13 protein-coding genes are annotated in these 15,873 nt (G+C 68.2%); 5 read left to right on the top strand and 8 right to left on the bottom strand.

Translation table 11 applies throughout. The annotated features are described in order from the left end of the window. Positions 1-532, bottom strand: a 532-nt coding sequence (locus tag GKQ77_RS13915) for a hypothetical protein (RefSeq protein ID WP_219689037.1), incomplete at its 3' end; no start/stop codon positions are given. A 681-nt stretch (positions 533-1,213) separates the two neighbouring features. Between GKQ77_RS13915 and GKQ77_RS13910 the strand changes: the two genes are divergently transcribed. After that, complete coding sequence (locus tag GKQ77_RS13910) at positions 1,214-4,069, top strand: N-6 DNA methylase (RefSeq protein ID WP_219689036.1); 2,856 nt, start codon at positions 1,214-1,216, stop codon at positions 4,067-4,069. A gap of 624 nt (positions 4,070-4,693) precedes the next feature. Here the strand turns inward: GKQ77_RS13910 and GKQ77_RS13905 are convergent. Next, a complete protein-coding gene (locus GKQ77_RS13905) occupies positions 4,694-4,879 on the bottom strand; it encodes a hypothetical protein (protein WP_219689035.1) in 186 nt (61 codons plus the stop codon). A gap of 701 nt (positions 4,880-5,580) precedes the next feature. On the opposite strand from GKQ77_RS13905, the gene GKQ77_RS13900 reads away from it, so the two are divergent. Continuing rightward, complete coding sequence (locus tag GKQ77_RS13900; RefSeq protein WP_219689034.1) at positions 5,581-6,192, top strand: TRADD-N-associated membrane domain-containing protein; 612 nt, start codon at positions 5,581-5,583, stop codon at positions 6,190-6,192. Positions 6,193-6,279: 87 nt separating this feature from the next. Here GKQ77_RS13900 and GKQ77_RS33335 read toward each other — a convergent pair whose 3' ends face one another. Continuing rightward, on the bottom strand, positions 6,280-6,408 hold the full coding sequence (locus tag GKQ77_RS33335; RefSeq protein ID WP_258021296.1) for a hypothetical protein: 129 nt from the start codon (positions 6,406-6,408) through the stop codon (positions 6,280-6,282). Positions 6,409-7,007: 599 nt separating this feature from the next. Here GKQ77_RS33335 and GKQ77_RS13895 point away from each other — a divergent pair. Then, positions 7,008-7,586: a fasciclin domain-containing protein gene (locus tag GKQ77_RS13895; RefSeq protein ID WP_219689033.1), complete on the top strand. Its 579-nt coding sequence runs from the start codon at positions 7,008-7,010 to the stop codon at positions 7,584-7,586. A 93-nt stretch (positions 7,587-7,679) separates the two neighbouring features. On the opposite strand, the gene GKQ77_RS13890 is transcribed toward GKQ77_RS13895, so the two are convergent. The 3 genes from GKQ77_RS13890 to GKQ77_RS13880 form a co-directional block, all read right to left on the bottom strand. Further along, positions 7,680-7,934, bottom strand: a complete 255-nt coding sequence (locus tag GKQ77_RS13890) for a GNAT family N-acetyltransferase (RefSeq protein WP_219689032.1) — start codon at positions 7,932-7,934, stop codon at positions 7,680-7,682. A gap of 250 nt (positions 7,935-8,184) precedes the next feature. After that, positions 8,185-9,525: a cation:proton antiporter domain-containing protein gene (locus GKQ77_RS13885; RefSeq protein ID WP_219689031.1), complete on the bottom strand. Its 1,341-nt coding sequence runs from the start codon at positions 9,523-9,525 to the stop codon at positions 8,185-8,187. Between the two features lie 225 nt (positions 9,526-9,750). Continuing rightward, positions 9,751-9,939, bottom strand: coding sequence for a hypothetical protein (locus tag GKQ77_RS13880; RefSeq protein ID WP_219689038.1), 189 nt, complete (start codon positions 9,937-9,939; stop codon positions 9,751-9,753). 145 nt (positions 9,940-10,084) lie between these two features. Between GKQ77_RS13880 and GKQ77_RS13875 the strand changes: the two genes are divergently transcribed. Beyond that, complete coding sequence (locus tag GKQ77_RS13875) at positions 10,085-12,571, top strand: hypothetical protein (protein ID WP_219689030.1); 2,487 nt, start codon at positions 10,085-10,087, stop codon at positions 12,569-12,571. Between the two features lie 7 nt (positions 12,572-12,578). On the opposite strand, the gene GKQ77_RS13870 is transcribed toward GKQ77_RS13875, so the two are convergent. Together GKQ77_RS13870 and GKQ77_RS13865 are read right to left on the bottom strand one after the other, a co-directional pair. Next, a complete protein-coding gene (locus GKQ77_RS13870) occupies positions 12,579-13,019 on the bottom strand; it encodes an OsmC family protein (protein ID WP_219689029.1) in 441 nt (146 codons plus the stop codon). 49 nt (positions 13,020-13,068) lie between these two features. Continuing rightward, a complete protein-coding gene (locus GKQ77_RS13865; protein WP_219689028.1) occupies positions 13,069-14,334 on the bottom strand; it encodes a DUF6777 domain-containing protein in 1,266 nt (421 codons plus the stop codon). A gap of 186 nt (positions 14,335-14,520) precedes the next feature. On the opposite strand from GKQ77_RS13865, the gene GKQ77_RS13860 reads away from it, so the two are divergent. Further along, complete coding sequence (locus GKQ77_RS13860; RefSeq protein WP_219689027.1) at positions 14,521-15,819, top strand: streptophobe family protein; 1,299 nt, start codon at positions 14,521-14,523, stop codon at positions 15,817-15,819. The last annotated feature ends 54 nt before the right edge of the window (positions 15,820-15,873 follow it).

Genomic DNA, 15,873 nt, shown 5'->3' with positions numbered 1-15,873 from the left:
GGCCGGCGGCGGGGCTCGATGTGTCGGAGCCGGCGGCGCTGATTCCCTTGCCTGCGCGCGCCACGGCGAAGCCCGCCAGTGCCGCACCCGCCAGGAACACGCCCGGGCGGCGCCGCGCGAAGTCCTGTAGGTCACCGATGAGACCGTCCGGCCCGCGCTCCTCCAGACGGGAAGCCACCTGATGGCCGCCATCGGCTATCTGACGCACCACGCCCGAGACGCTGGAGTCCGGCTTGCCGCTCTCGCTCATCTCCTGCAGTTCGCCCGCCAGCCGGCGCACGTTCTCCGCCAGGCGCCGGGTCTGGGACCGGGCCTGGTCCTGGAGCTGGTCGCGCACCTCCCCCACCAGGTCACGCGCCTGAGCGGTGGCCTCCTGAGCCACCTCTGCCGCCTGTTCCCTCGCGGTGCCGGCCACCTCAGTGGCCTTGTCGCCCACCAGACCGGCGCCTTCGCCGGCCTTGGCCTGCGCTGTCTGCGCTACCGCTGCCGGTTTGCTCTGGTCCGCGCGGCTCGTGCCCTGGAAGTCACTCAAAGCTCCTCCTGGTCAATCGAAGCGTTCGGTTGTCTGGCACCCGCCGCGTACCCCTCTCCCGGGGACGTACCGCTCTACTTCGCGGGAGAACACCGGTGCGAAGGCCGGGCGACCATGGCCCTGGCGGACGCAGCGTGGCCGCGGGGGGTACGGCTGTATTCCAGTCCCCACGCTGCCGCAAGCAGGCCTCCGCCGCATGTCGGACCGGCAGTACCGGTAACGGCGCACTGCGTCTACGCGGTGGCGGGGTCCGGGACGGTTCGAGCACTACTGCTGCGGTGTGAGCACCACTACTGCGGGTAGCCAGGCATACATGTTCAAACATCGACGGGTACGGGTCACGTGCGTGGCGCTGATCAGCTGGGTGGCGGTGGCTGCCGTGGAACGGTGGGCGGGGTACGCCACCACCTGGCCGGGCGCGATGGCGCAGGGCTTGTTGTGGTCGGCCGTGGTGGCCGGTACATGGTGGTTCGTGGAGATGACGCAGGGGCGTGCGCTACGAGCAGACGCCCCACGCGAAGCGCGCGAGCCGGACCCGGCGGCGGACGCTGTAGACACACCATTCAAGACCACAAGGCAACGGCCAGTAAGTTGATCCCCTCACGCTGAATACGGACGTTCACGGTCAGCGGGCGGACCCCGGTCAGCCGGGACACACTGGACCACCCCGGGGGGCTTTGCATGACGAACGAGCGACGGACGGTCGACCAGCGCCTGTGGCATCTCCTGGACTCCTCGCGGGGACACATAGATGCCGGCCAGATGGCCGACGTGCTGCTGTGGAACGCCGTCGAATGGCGAACCGGGGCTACGGGCCTACCTGCACCAGAACTCGAAGACCTGCAGCGTGCCGCGCGGAACGCACGACGCAGGATCCCTGAGTTGGACTCATTGCTGGACGGTGAGCAACAAGCGCTGAGCAGCTACTCGCCGACCCAACTGCGCCACTACGCCCGTCTCCTGCTCCGTCCATACCCGGCTTCGGACCACCGTGGCGCGTTCACCACATCGACCTCGCTCGTCGAGGTTGCCAGAACCGCCCTAACCGCGTACGCGTACGAGAGCCGGACGGAGGCGGCACATCTTTACGATCCGGCGTGCGGTTCCGCCACCCTGGCGCTGGACGTGGCGCAGGCGCTGGGCGAACAGACCGGGACGACTGTCACCGTCAACGGCCAGGACATCGACGCGGCCACTGTCCGGCGTGCCCGTGCACACGCCTTCCTCTTGGGTGCCGACTCCAGCTTCAGTCAGGCTGACTCGCTCACCCAGGACGCCTTCCCCGACCGCCGATTCGACTACACCGTGGCCGAGATTCCCTACAACCTGTCCTGGCGGAACAGCTACGAGGAGTGCACGGCCGAGGCCGACCGACCGCAAGGCCGCTACCCCGCGGGCCTTCCACAGCCCGACAACGCTTCGCTCCTGTTCGCGCAGATCCTGGTCAGCAAGCTTCGGGACCCGGCGGATGGTGGCGGCCGGGGCGTCATGTTCACCACCACCGGGCCGCTGCACGATGCGGGCGGCAGCGCTATTCGTGCCTGGCTGCTCGTCCAGGATCTCCTGGACGCCGTGGTCGTACTGCCCGAAGGGCTCAGCACCAGCACCGGACTGCGGCTGCACGGCCTGGTCTTCTCCAACCGCAAGCCCGCGGCGCGTCGACGCAAGGTGCAGTTCATCGACCTCCGCGGCTTCTATCAGGACGGGGATGACCGTCGACTCGAACGCCGCACGATCAGCGAGGCGGCTCTCGATGAGCTGTCCCGCAGCCTGAGGCATGCAAAGCCAACGGCCTATAGCCGAACGGTCGCAGCGAATGATCTGTCTTTCCGGCAGGTCAGCGTCACGCACGACGCCACCGCGATCACCAGCAGGCGCGAGCCGGGCGAAGTACCGCGCCTGACCATGCTCCTGTCGGCGACGTCCACCACTGAAGCCTGGCGTGACACTCGGTACGCCACCTGCCCGCCCTCCGTGACGGACGTGGCCGGAACACCGCTCACACGGTTCGAGGTGGACCGAGTCTTCACCACTGACCGGACCCCGCGTGCGCTGCGATCCCTCACGCAACTCGGCTGGAAGACCGCCCGTCTCACCGAACTCACCGAACATCTCTGCTATATCCCCTCGACCAAGGCCGCCGAACGCGCCACCATGCTGTCGACTGTCAGCGGCGAGCAGGCTCTCGTCGTCCCCATCGAACCGCATTTGGACGCGGTGGCCGGGGACCCCGGCGAAGTCGCTCCCGACAACCGGGCGCTCGTGATCCGGCCCAGGAAGGCGTATACGGACGCCGAATACCTGGCGGGATGGCTCAACTCACCCCTCGGTCGGCACCTGCGCTCAGCAGCCGTCGGATCCGGCGGCGCCAGTTACGTCAGCCCTCGCGTCGTCAACCTAAACCACGCCTGGCGCATGGCTGACGATCTCCTCGTCGCCCTGCCGGACCTCCCCGTCCAGCGGGAAATGGCCCGCGCGGAACGGGCGCTGGTGGCCGCCCGCCGTCACCTGATCGACTCGCACCGGGAGCTCTGGAACGACCCCAAGAAGCGATCCGACATCTACCGCGAAGCCAGCGGCCTCATCCCGTCGGCAGACCTCGCCCAGTGGACCGCGACCTTGCCCTTCCCCATGGCCAGCGCTCTTTGGGTATACGAGTCCAAGGGCAACAACAACCTGCACGCGCGCCGGGAGCAAATGTTCCACTTCTGGGAAGCCACCATCCAATTCCACGCCACCGTCACCGTGTCAGCCCTGCTCCAGGACCGTTCACGGCTCGAGCAGGAACTCCCCGCACTCGCCGAGCAGATCCGCTCCGTGGGCCTCACCCCTGAGCGGGCCACCCTCGGCGTCTGGCACATCATCCTGCAAAGGCTCAACAAGAGATATCGCACCGCATTGAACGGAACCGACACCGACGAGCAGGCGCGAGCACGAGCAGCCTTCGCCGACGCACCACCAGATTTCCTGGACACTCTCCTCAGCGCCGACCTGACGAACCTGTTCGGAGAGGTGATCCAACGACGCAATGCCTGGAGTGGCCATTCAGGTACGACGACCGTCGATTCACTCAAGGAGCAGCTCGATATCCTGACAGGTCACGTCCACACCCTGCGCAACCTGATCGGCGCCGGTTGGCAGGACTTTCCCCTCGTGCGCGCCGGCGCCGCACGGATCAGAAACAGAGTCTTTCACCACGATGTAGATTTGGCCATGGGCCCCAACGCTCCCTTCAGGCAGGAACAGATCCCGATCAGCGTGGCCATGGAGGAAGACGGGCTGTACCTTCTCTCACGCGAGGCCGGCAGTGCGCTCCCCCTCGCTCCGCTGATCGTGATGTACCCGGCAGCGTTCGGATCGAACGGCGGCTGCTACTACTTCAATCGCCTCCAACCAGAAGGTGTCCGATTCGTTGCCTACCACGAAGCAGCCCAACCGGAACGTATCGAGGACGCCCCACCCACCGCCGCTCTTGCCGCTGCTCTAGCCTCCGGCGAGACCGCTGAAGATGAGGAAGGTCATCAGACGGGACGCTGATGACGTGGCAACGGAAGCATCAATGAGTCAGTACAGGTCAAGGCCCTCAACAGTGTCGTGGTAATGGACGACCAGAACCGCCAAAATGCGCTGAAGGCGGCCTCATCGCCCGGCCACCCCAAGCCCCATGTCCGAGCCACGGCCTCTCGAATGCCGAAGCGTCTGCTCTCGCAGAGCCAGGACGTGATCTCGGGCTCGGGGATCGTGCTGCCAACCAGCGGCTAACGCCTCCATGATTTCGCCCCTGCTGCCCACTTGGCGCGCTGAGCAGGTCGCACAGCACGTCACGCGCCGTGGCACCTTCGGGCCGTCCTTCGGCCAACAACGGCGCACCGGCTTTGTAGGAACGATCTGTATTTGCACGTCCCTGAGCAGCACGGATGACGATGCTTCATGTCTCCAGAGCAGGCACGGGCCAACCGGGCTTTGCCCCGGACGTCTTCGTTGCTGTCCTCGCGGGCCAGGTGCATGAGAGCACCACGCGTATCAGGGTGCTCGGCCCGGTTGCTTCCCGGCACCGAGGCCGCCGCCCTCGTATAGCCGCGTCCGGCAGTCGAGTGGCTGCCAGAGGACCGAAGCCTCGTCCCCTGGGGCGTAGGCCGATTCGGAGAAGCGGTGGCGGCTCTACTGACCGTCCTTATCCTCGCGCTCATCGACGGCGTGAACCCGCGACAAGGCATCAGCGATGTTGTCGAGCAAAGGCTGGGCCACGAAGTCCTCCGGCACCAGCGCCGGCGTCGCCTTCTCGTCCGCCGTCCCCAGGAAAACGCTGCCGCGTCCGGTTCGTGGATCACGCGTCGTACTTGGCACGTGCTCGGTACCCGAGCATTTCCAGCGTTCGCATACGCGCCGCAGCTCGATCCGCCTCGCGCTGCGCTGCGCGCGTGTAATCGATGGCTTGGCGGCGCTCCGCGTACAACCGGACGAAGCAAAGGCGGCGCGACTCCGGCCTAGTCCGGGCTTGCGAGGCTTTGACCGTGCTCGCCGACGGCGCCTCATCAACACCAGCCTCATCATCCCGCACCGCAAACGCCCCGGTCGGGCCGTTCTTCGACCAAGGGCAGGGCAGCGCTGAACACCGCAACGTTGCGGTCCACCTCGATCACGCCTTCGCGCGGTCGGCTGCGCCGGTCCCGCCCTTCCTTTCAGGTCGCCGAGTGAGTTCCTCAGTGCTTACCTGAAAGGGGAGGCGTGAGGAGGCAAGGAAGATGCGCAGAGCACATTTCCACAGGCGCCGCGGATCTACATACTCCAGGACACGCAACAGGGCTCGCAACTTTCAGTTTTCGAGTGAAGCTCACGGTAAAGAGTTTATCTGGCGCGACAGTGATGAGTTCAAAGACTGGTGGCACGGGGGGCGACTGAGGGCCGAGCCGCTTTTCTATGCTTCTGCCGGATCATTCTGGGCTTCAATTTCGATCATACCCGTGATGCTGCAATGCAGACCGGACACCTAGCCCCGCGCAGGACTTCTCAGCCTAGCTATAGGACTATTTCTCGCCGCGCTCACCATGACGACCATTGGGGGAGTTTTTTACTTTGCCGCCCGGCGCGGTTTCGACGATCGAGTAAGGGCGGCTAACGCCGCAGCCACAGAGGAAGCGGTGGATCGGCTGCGCCAGACGAATCGAATACAGCTGTCCGACCTCTTCGTTCTGAACCGCAGACAGCTGGACGAATATCACGTCAACAGCCTCACCGAGCAGCGGACTGCATTCCAGCGCGCCCAAATCACTTCGCTTGTCGGCTTCGTATTCCTACTGCTTGGAGTGACCCTTTCATTCAGGGCAGGAGCTGATTCAGAACGTTACACAAGTGCCGGTTTGACTGCCCTTGGGGCCTTGCTTAGCGGGTACGTGTCTCGTGTATTTTTCAAGTCGTACAGCGAAACGTCGAAAGCACTACGTCACTACTACTCCGAACCTCTGCGAACGGGCCAGGTGCTCACGGCGGAACGGTTGGCCTGCCTCGATGGCCATGTGGACCTTGAACAAAATGTGGTGATGGAACTCAGGAAGCAGTTGGTGGGCCGGCTGATCGACCAGCTTCCCGTGTCTCCTCTCACGCCCGTCGATGGTGCCAAGCCGGGCGAGGGGAAGGCCGGAGAGCAAGAGCGACCCTAGGCAGTGCCGTTGGGATCAGCGGGCGGGCCAGAGCAAGGTGCCCGCGAGTTCTTGCACCGCCGGTGGCTGCGTCCGCCGGGACAGGGATCACGGCTTGGGAATGTTGATACGGGACGACGTCTTGGTCTGCGCCTTCTGCGCCCAGTCCCGCTTGACCCCGTATGTGTTGTAGTCGTCGAACGTGCGCCCCAGCAGGCCGACCCCCGTAGAGGCCACGGCAGCGCTGTCGCGGCGGTGATGAACCCCCGCCGGTCCCAACCAGGATGGGCCCGACGCCGTCGTCAGCCGACGCTCCGGCAGGAGTCGCGTGCAAGCGGCCGGCGAGCCAGTAGTGCAAGTAGCGCCCACCAACGCACCGACCAGGGACGGCAGAGCATCGGTGAAGCCGCTGGCATCCGAACCGCTGGTGGCGGCAACACGCCCACCACACCTAACAGCAGGGTGCCACCCGATGCCGAAGTGCCGGATCGCCCAGTTCTTGAGAGCGATCGGGGTCCGGTCGATGGCGGCTCCTCCTCCCGCTACCAAGGGATTCGCCTGAGGGCGGATCGCGGCCGAGACCAGTTCAGCAACGGCCAGGTGGCACTTCCCCGGCAGTACGGCGCATGACCCTGCACTCATTCACGTCACGTGAACACGCAAAACGCACCGGGGTGATTATCCGCTGCGGAACGAATCCGTGCAACCGGAGCCACAGACACGAGAAAGACGTTCCAGGTTTACGGAAAGAGGACCAATCCAGTTCGGGATCCGCTTCGAATTCCCCGCGCAAGGGTTCTTCCGAGAATCTGTCTCCTCCAGAAGAGGAACTGATCATGACCACTCGAAGCATGATCCGCACTGCCGCCGTCTCCGCCGCGGCGATCGCACTGCCCGTGTCCCTTGGGCTCCTCGCACCGGCCGCACACGCGGACGACCACGAGACTTTCGGATCCGCATGTTCGTCGGTGCCCGAAGAGGGGTCCGGCAGCCTCGACGGTATGGCCCGGGACCCGGTGGCCACGGCTGCGTCCAACAACCCGGAGCTGTCGACACTGGTGACCGCCGTCAAGAAGGCAGGCCTGGTCGACACGCTCAACAACGCCAAGGACATCACTGTCTTCGCCCCGTCCAATGACGCCTTCAAGAAGATCCCGAAGGCTGACCTGGACAAGGTCCTCGCCGACAAGGACCAGCTCACCAAGATCCTCACGTACCACGTGGTGGGCGAGACGATCGCACCGAGCCAGCTGTCGATGGGTTCCTTCAAGACCCTTGAGGGCAGCAAGCTCACCACCGACGGATCGGACGAGTCCTACAAGGTCAATGACACGGCGAACGTCGTCTGCGGCAACATCCAGACGGCCAACGCGAAGGTGCACATCATCGACAACGTCCTCATGCCGCCCAAGTAGGGGGCGACACACCAGGGATGGGCCCTGGCTCCGGCGCCATGTGACGCCGTGGCCAGGGCCCTGTCGCATCGAGCCAAGTCGCGGACGGAGCGATCACGACGTCATGTGTGAGCACCGCGTACCGGCGGCGGGGAAGGCGACTTCCGTCTCTTCCTCCATCGCGGCGAAGAAGCGCCGCCCCTCGGACGACTGCCGGGACGTGGACCAGGCGTACCCCCCGCACGGAGCCATCGCCGTGTGCAGGGCATGGCGGCCGAGCCCCTGTCCCTGCCAGTGACTGGCGACGGCGATGTTGGCCACGTACCCGATGCGGCACACGTGGCAGACCTGGTACTCGAGGCAACCCACCGGGTGATGGCGCGCGTCCAGAATGGAGACCGCCTGGGGTTTTGCGGGCAGTGCCGGGCACACGCATTCGAAGTACACCTGCCGATTCACTTGCCACCCCCTGCCCAAGGTGCCCACGCTGCTCAAGTTGCCCAGGTCGTCTCGGATATCCAAGTGGGAAGGCCCGGGACTGCGACGGGAAACCTCACAGGTGCACCCGAGTGGCGTAAAGGTGAACCCATGTTCGGCGTGTCCTCGGCGTGTCCTCGGCCTATCGCCACTCGGGTCCCACGGCCGGACGTGGGGCTTCCTCGGCTCGTGCTGTCTCGGCCCTCCGCTTCTCCCCCGGTTCTGGTTCTGGGGGCGGTGCGGGCCGGCGCCGGTCCAGACGCGTCACCACTGGACCCGCCGTGACGCCGTGCAGCACGACCGATACGAGCACGGTGAACGTCACCACCGCCCATAGCTCGCGCTCGGCAACCGCGAAGTCCTGCTGGCCGAGCGCGTAGGCGAGGTAGTACAGCGAGCCGATACCGCGGATCCCGTAGCCCGCCACGACCCAGCGCTCCCAGCCCCTCAAGCGGCCTCCCAGCAGCCCGGCCCACCCGGCCAGCGGCCGGACGACCAGCAGAAGCAGCAGACCGGTCGCGGCGCCCTGCCAGGTCAGCGGTGCCAGACCGCCCAGTGCGATGAACGCGCCCAGCAGGAACAGCAGCACCGCGGTCAGCAGTCGCTCGACCTGTTCCACGAAGTCGTGCAGCACGTTGTGGAAGCCGTGGGCGCGCTCGGCCGCCCTGACCGCGCAGGCGGTGGTGAAGACGGCGAGAAAGCCGTAGCCACCGGCGAGTTCGGTGACCCCGTACGCCAGGAACGTGGCGCCCAGCGCGACGAAACCCTCCCGGTGATCGGCCAGCCGCAGCACCGAGGAGCGGGTCCGGAAGAACAGCCAGCCCAGCAGCTTGCCGATCAGCAGCCCGCCCAGCACGCCGACAACGCTCTTGTACGCGACGTCATGCGCCGCCCACGCGCCGATCCACTGAGCCGACCAGCCACTGCCCGCCGCGGCGGCCAGCGCGATCGCCGCGTACGTGAGGGGGAAGGCCAGGCCGTCGTTGAGGCCCGCCTCGCTGGTGAGGGCGAAGCGCACCTCGTCCTCGTCGTGCTTGTCCTCGGTGGGCTCCCCCACCCGCACCTCCGACGCGAGTACGGGATCCGTCGGCGCGAGGACCGCCGCGAGCAGCAACGCGGCGGCCGGCGGCCAGTCCAGCAACCACCACGCCACTACGGCGGTCGCCACGACCGTCAGCAGCATCGTGATGCCCAGCAGACGCCAGGTCGAGGCCCACAGGCGCCGGCCCACAGGCCGGTTGAGCGCCAGCCCGGCGCCCATCAGGGCGATGATGACGCAGACCTCGGTGACGTGCTCCGTCACGAGCCGGTGCTCCACCGGGTCGACCACCGGCAACGGCAGCGGAAGCGCATACACGACGACGCCGCTCACCAGGAACACCACCGGCAAGGACACCGGCCGCCCCGCCACTACGCGGGGCAACACCGCGGCGACCAACGCCCCCACTCCCAGCCACGCGAACACCCCATCGGCAATGGTCACTGCGCCGCGTCCACCAGGCTCTCGTCATGCTCACTCGGGGGGAACTGACGGCACAGCCGCGACCGGGCGGGTCCGTCCTCTCGGGTCACCAGGTCCTGGTGAAAGGGGCAGCTCATCGGCACTCCTCGGTTTTCGTATGACTGTCATACGTCTAACCCCGAGGACCACGCCGACACCCCGGCCATCTTCTTGGCCGGCGCTGATGCCATGGACGCGAGGAAGGCGTCAGTGCTGGTAGCCGTTGGCCTGGACAGTGAAGAGCCGGGCGTACGTACCGCCCTCGTCGAGCAGTTCGGCGTGGGAGCCCTCCTCGGTGATCCGGCCGTCGGCCGGCACGATGATCCGGTCCGCGTCCCTGACGGCACCGAGCCGGTGCGAGATCAGCAGGGAGCCTGGCCTTGCCTGACAGCACATCGGCGAGAGTGCTGCGGGCGAGTACTTCGCCTTAGCGGCGGCCCGTTGCTCAAGCTGTCGGTAGGTCAGGCCTGACCTTTCCTTGAGCTGTCGCAGTCCGGTGAGAAAAATGGCGGGAATCCGGCAGGCTCGCGATCCTGGCGCTATGTCCGATGTGACGGAGATCCGCGTGCACGGCGTCAGTGGGACGCCTCCGGAGAGCCTGCTGGAGGTCGTGGATCTCAGGCAGGTCGACGGCGATGACACCGCACGATTTCTGCAGCGCTCGGTGCCGCCGCCCGAACCACCCGTGAGAGAGGCATTTCACTGGGGGAACATGACCTCCGGGTCGATCGCCAAAGCCATGTGGCTGCTGCTCGCGCCGTTCGGACTGATCAACCTGGCCCGCTACACCCTCCCCATGGCCGTCACGACTCCCGGAGTCGCGGACACAGAGCAGAAACGCTGGGCGCGTGTAACGGCCGACGTCCTGCTGCGGCTGCTCGGCCTCGTACTGACCCTGTTGCTCACCGCGGCGCTCGCCTTCGTCGCGCTCGACCTCATCGCGTGGCAATGCGGCAACAGCACCCGCTGCGTCACCGACAACAGCTGGCTGCCCTTCTCGGACACACAACCCTTGAGCTGGCGGCTGCGCATGGTCATGGGCGTCGCGCCGCCGGTCGTACTGATCACCCTGCTGGTTCGGTTCGGCCGTCAGGTCTACCTCTATCCGCCCCCGGTGACCAAGGCACTTGGCGCGACGCAGCCACCGATGGAGTGGCTGGACGGTGTGGGCGCCCTTGCTCAGAAGGAGTTCTGGGCGGTGTCGCCCCGCGCGCCCATGCTGCGGCTCTTTCACACCACCGCGTGCGTTGCCCTGCTTTCCATGCTCGTCGCCTTCGCCCTGAGCGATCCGGTCGCCGGGCTGGTCGGCGGTGAGAAGTGGGTGGACGAGGTTCTCCGGGCTCTGTTCGGGGCCGCCGCGCTGATCGGACTGCTCTGCGCCGGCTGGACGGCATGGGGCTACCACCCCAAGGGCGACCAGCTCACGCCCGATCCCACCGGCCGTGACGCCATCAAGATCCCGGGCGCCTTCCGCGTGGTCCGCTGGCTCGCTTGGGGTGTGCTGCTCGCCGTATTGGTGATCGCCTTCTTTTTCGGACCGCACTATTCCTCCCGGGGCACAGGTGTGCTGCCTGTCCACCTCAGCGGCTTCACCTGGGTGCTCAACCTTCTGTACGCGGCCGCTGCTCTCCTACTGCTCCTTCTGGGGGGCATCACGTTCCTGCTGAGCCGCCTCATCCCGGATGTCGCTCCGAGACATTTCCGGCGGATGTGGGGCGGCATGGCCTGCCCCACTGTGGCGAGCTTGGCCGTTCTCCTGGGAACCGGCTTCTCCGCCGGCTCGGCGATCCAGATGTCCAGGCTGCTGGGCGACCTCGTACAGCCGAAGGAGGACCCCGGCGAGGACCAGGCTCCGCTCGTGCTGCCCGACGTATTCCATGTCACCGCTCTGCTGTGGGCGGGCCTTGTGGCCGCCGCCCTGCTGTGCGTGCTCTGCCTTGTCTTCTGGTATCGCTTCCCCGGGTTGGGCCGTCCTCTCGACCGTCGGATCAGAGACGACTACAAGGGCGTCCCATGTGCGGACCTGCCAAAGCGCACCGTGTCGAAGATCGCCAAGGCATGGCGGCTGGCCTCCCTGAAGTACAGGCTGCCTTGTGTCCTGGTGGTCTTGTCGTCTTTCAGCTTCGTCTTCTCGCTGGCTCAGGGGTACGTCGCCGGGCATGCGCTATGGACGCGGTCCGATGCGTTGTTTCAGCGAGTGCAGGAATTGCTCTACGACCGCGTCTGGTTCGACGTGAAGTTCTTCGGACTGGCCGATGACGTCGGAGCTTGGGCTCTCACCGCACTGGCAGCCGCACTGGCGTTCGTCGGCATGCGAGCCTTCCGTGATCCGCGGTGGCAGCGCCCTGTCGGTGTGGTGTGGGACCTGCTGGCGTTCTGGCCGCGTCTGGCGCATCCCATCGTGCCTCCCCCGTACGGCGGGCGGGCCGTACTGGCACTGGCCAAGCGCGTCCAGGACAAGACTGGCGGCGGCGGGGGAGTCGTTCTCTCCGGGCACAGTCAGGGCAGCGTGATCTGTGTGGCCGCCGTGCTCCGGGTCGGTGACGAGACAGCACCGCAGCCGGCGCCAGGGGCGCAGCCGCCGTTGTCCCGGGTGGCGTTGCTGACTCACGGTTCGCAGCTCTTGTGGGCGTACTCACGGCTGTTCCCCGCGTACCTCGGGCAGCGCGTGTTGCGCGACGTGTACGAGAAGCAACTCGAAGGGCGCTGGCTCAACCTGCACCGGTGGAGCGACTACCTCGGCGGTCCCGTCCTCGCCCGCCCGGCCTCAGGGCGGCTGCGGCCGACGCTGAAAGACGCTTGGGAATCGATCGACGGGAACATGCCCGCGATCGACAAGTACGGCACCGCAGCGGGCCCTGGCGTCTGGTATCGCGCCATCGGACCGGAGATCCAGCTTCGTGACCCGCACCAGGTCGTGGCCACCGATGGCTACCCTGTGGCTCCGCTGCTGGCGCACAGTTCCTACTACGCCGATCCGGCCTACGGAGAAATGGTGCGGCAACTGATCAACCAGCTCCCCGGCTGACGGCGTGTCAGGCGTCGTCGGTGCCGTCGGAGACGGTCACGGTGACCGGGGTGCCCGCCTCGACCGTGCGGCTGACCGTGCACAGCCGGTCGTGCGACGCCTTCACGGCCCGGGGCAGGATGGTACGGGCGCGCTCCCCCGACGGGCTGTCCGGGAACGTGACGTGGAAGGCGACCCCGAGGTCCGACATCCGGTTGCCGCCCTCGTCCTCGACCTTGGTGCCGGTCACGGTGACGGTGAACGCGGCCGGTTCCTCGTGACGGCTCGTGGCGACCTCCACGTCGGCCGCGCTGCAACCGCCGATCGCCGCGAGGAACAACTCGACCGGCGTGAAGTCGGCACCCCCGCCGGTGCCGAAGGTCAGCGTGTTCCCCCGGGTGTTGGTCGCGGTGAACCGGCCGGGGCCTGCCCGCTCGATGGTGACGGAACGCAGCGCATTGTCAGTCATGCGAGGAGAGTACTGTCCCGCCGTCGCAGGCCCGGCGACATCCGTTCGCTCACGGGCTCCCGTCCGCCTCGGGGGACGGCGGCGGCGGTGCGGGCTCGGACGCGGGCGATTCCTCCTCGGCCGAGGAGGGCGGCGCCGACGAGGAGGGTGGCAGGACCGACGAGGGCGGGCACGAGCTTGCCGGGGGCGCCCCGGGGGACCGCGCGTCGCACGGTGGCGTACTGGCCGTCGAGGTCGACTCGTCGGGGGACGGGGTGCCCGGGTGCCGTGAGGGAGGCCTGGGCGCCGGAGGCTTCGTCTTCTTGTCGCCGGCGCCCGTGTCGCCCTTGTCCCGGGTGAACCAGTCACCGCTGTCCGGGTCGTACACGACGAACTGGTTCACGACCTGGGTGGCGGGCGCCACGACCACGACGTTCGAGGACCGGTACCCGGGCCACGCGTCGCCCGTCTGCCGCGGTGTGCTCTTCTGCGCGACGGGCGGCAGCAGCGGGTTGCCGCAGGCGCAGCGCACCCGCGGCACGCCGTGGTCGTCGACCAGTACCGCGGTGCCGGTCTGCAGCACGGCCTGGTAGCCGGTGGCACGGCCGTCGCGGTAGCCGTGGTTGGTCACGCGGGTGTCCAGCCGCAGGTGCACGGGCGTGAGCGAGCGCAGGTAGCGGGGGACGCCGGACGGTTCGATGTCGAGGACGGAGGCGAACGCCTTGTTCTTCGCCGGGTCCTTCTGGAGCGCGCCGACCTGCTTCTCCACGTCACAGCTGCCGACCTTCCGCGTCCCGCCGTAGAGACCGGGCGCCGCGCCGTCGACGCCGCGCGTCACGTTGGCCGAGGCGGACGAGGTGGGCAGCTCGCTCGGGGAGGGTGGCGTGGAGCCCTCGCGGGCCGTCGACTGGGTGAAGGGGTCGGGCCCCGACTTGCCCGCGGGCTGGAGGAGGACCTCGCCGCCCGACTCCGACGAGCCCTCGGGGCGGGTGAGGACGACGGCCAGGATCACCGCGGCCACCAGCGCGGCGGAGATCGCCGCGACGCGGGGCGCCGACTTCCACCATGGGCGACCTCCTCCGCGACCGGCACCGGGGCCGCCCCCGCCCGGGCCGTCGGACCCGCCGCTGCGGCCCCCGCCACCGGCCGGACCGCTCGGCGGGCCGCCGCTCGGCGGACCCGAGGGCCGCGCGCCACCCGGAGGCGGCGTCGAGCCGGCGGGGCTCGCGCCCGCCTGGGTCTCGCCCGGCCCCGAGGGGCTCGGCTGCGAAGGACCCGAGAGCGGGCCCGAGGGGGGTCCTGTGGGGCGTCCTGACGACGGCGGTTCGACGCTCACGAACACTTCCCTGTGTAGGGGGATCGGCTGTAGGGGGATCGGCGACGTACCTTTTATCCCGGTACGCGCCTATTGTGTGCCCCGACGTCCGGGGGCCCGCAAGCCGACGCCGGCCGGCCTTCCCGTAAGCCCTCCCGAAGGCCCTCTCGAAAGGCGGACCGGTCCCGCGCTGCTTAGCGTGGCACCGTGAGCGAGCAGACACCGCCGCGGCGGGCCGGGGCGCAACGCGCGGGGCAGAACCGACGGGCCCCTCATGGCTGGCCCCATGCCTTTGCGGCCGTGCTCGCCTCCTTGGCGGCCATGGCCGTCGTCGCCGGGCTCGGCCTGTGGGCCGCGGGCGCCGCCGACCTGCCCGGCGGGGCGTTCCCGAGTGTCGTCGCGGCCGTCGTCGTAATGGCGGTCGGCGGCTCCGTCGGGCTCTCCGGCGACGCCGGGATGATCGCCGAGACGGACGCGGGGCTCTCCGTGCTCCCGCTCTCCGTCAGCCTCGTCGGCGCTCTGGTGGTCGCCGCCGGATTCCTCCGGCCGCTGCGGCACCGGGCCGTGGCCGACGTGCGGGAACTCGCCGGCTGGGCCGCCCGGATCGCGGTGCTGTGGCTGCTGCTGCTCACCGGCCTCGGCCTGCTGGCCCGGCACCGCTTCGCGATCGCGCTCGGCGACGGGCCCGCCGGGGAGATCGGCGATCTGCTGGACTCCTCGCCCGAGGTCGGATTCAGGACGGACGTGCCGCTGACCCTCGTCTTCGGACTGCTGTGGCTCGCGGGCGTCCTCGTCGTGGCACTGTCCGTCTCCCGCGGCGCCCCGCTCCCCGCCCGCCTGCTGCGCTTCCAGGAATCGGTGCGTCCCGCGGCGTACGCCATGGTGTTCCTGCTGCTGGCGTACGCCGCCCTGGGGCTCGCCGCCGGCCTCGTCGTGGCGGCGACACGCGGCCATGCCGCCGAGACGTTCGCGGTGCTGCTGCTCGGGTTGCCCAACCTCGTCTGGCTCGCCTTCACCCTGGGGCTCGGCGCGTCCTGGGAGGGCCGGGTCGACGGGCCGTTCGGGCTGCCCATGCCGCGGGTCCTCGACGAGGTGCTGCGTACGCCGGCCGATTCCACGCTCAGTTTGCGCACTCTCGCCGAGCACGACGGGCGGGTGTGGTGGCTGCTGGTCGTCGCGGCGGTCCTGGTGCCGACGGCGGCGTTCCTGATGGCGGCCCGCTCCCCGGCACGGATGCGGGCCTGGCAGCACGCCGTGCACATGGCGGTGGCGCTGGCCCTCACCGTGCTCGCCGTCTGTCTCCTGGCGGGCGTGTCGGCCCACTACGGGCTCTCGCTCCTCGGCATCGGGGATCTGGGCGGGGGCCTGTCCGGCCTCGTGGAGCTGCGGCCGCATCTCTGGAAGGCGCTGCTCCTGGCCGTTGCCTGGGGTCTGGTCTCGGGGTTCCTCGGCGGGGTGCTGGCGCGGCGGGTCCATCGGCGGGGCGAGGTGCGGCCCGGGGCCTGACCCGGCACGGGCTGTGCGGTCGGCCGTCGGGAGAGCGGCCGCTCTATTCGGTCA

Origin of the sequence: Streptomyces anatolicus (assembly GCF_019400875.1) — a bacterium.
GTDB classification, from domain to species: Bacteria; Actinomycetota; Actinomycetes; order Streptomycetales; family Streptomycetaceae; genus Streptomyces; species Streptomyces anatolicus.
This window is presented reverse-complemented; position numbering and strand designations above follow the sequence as displayed.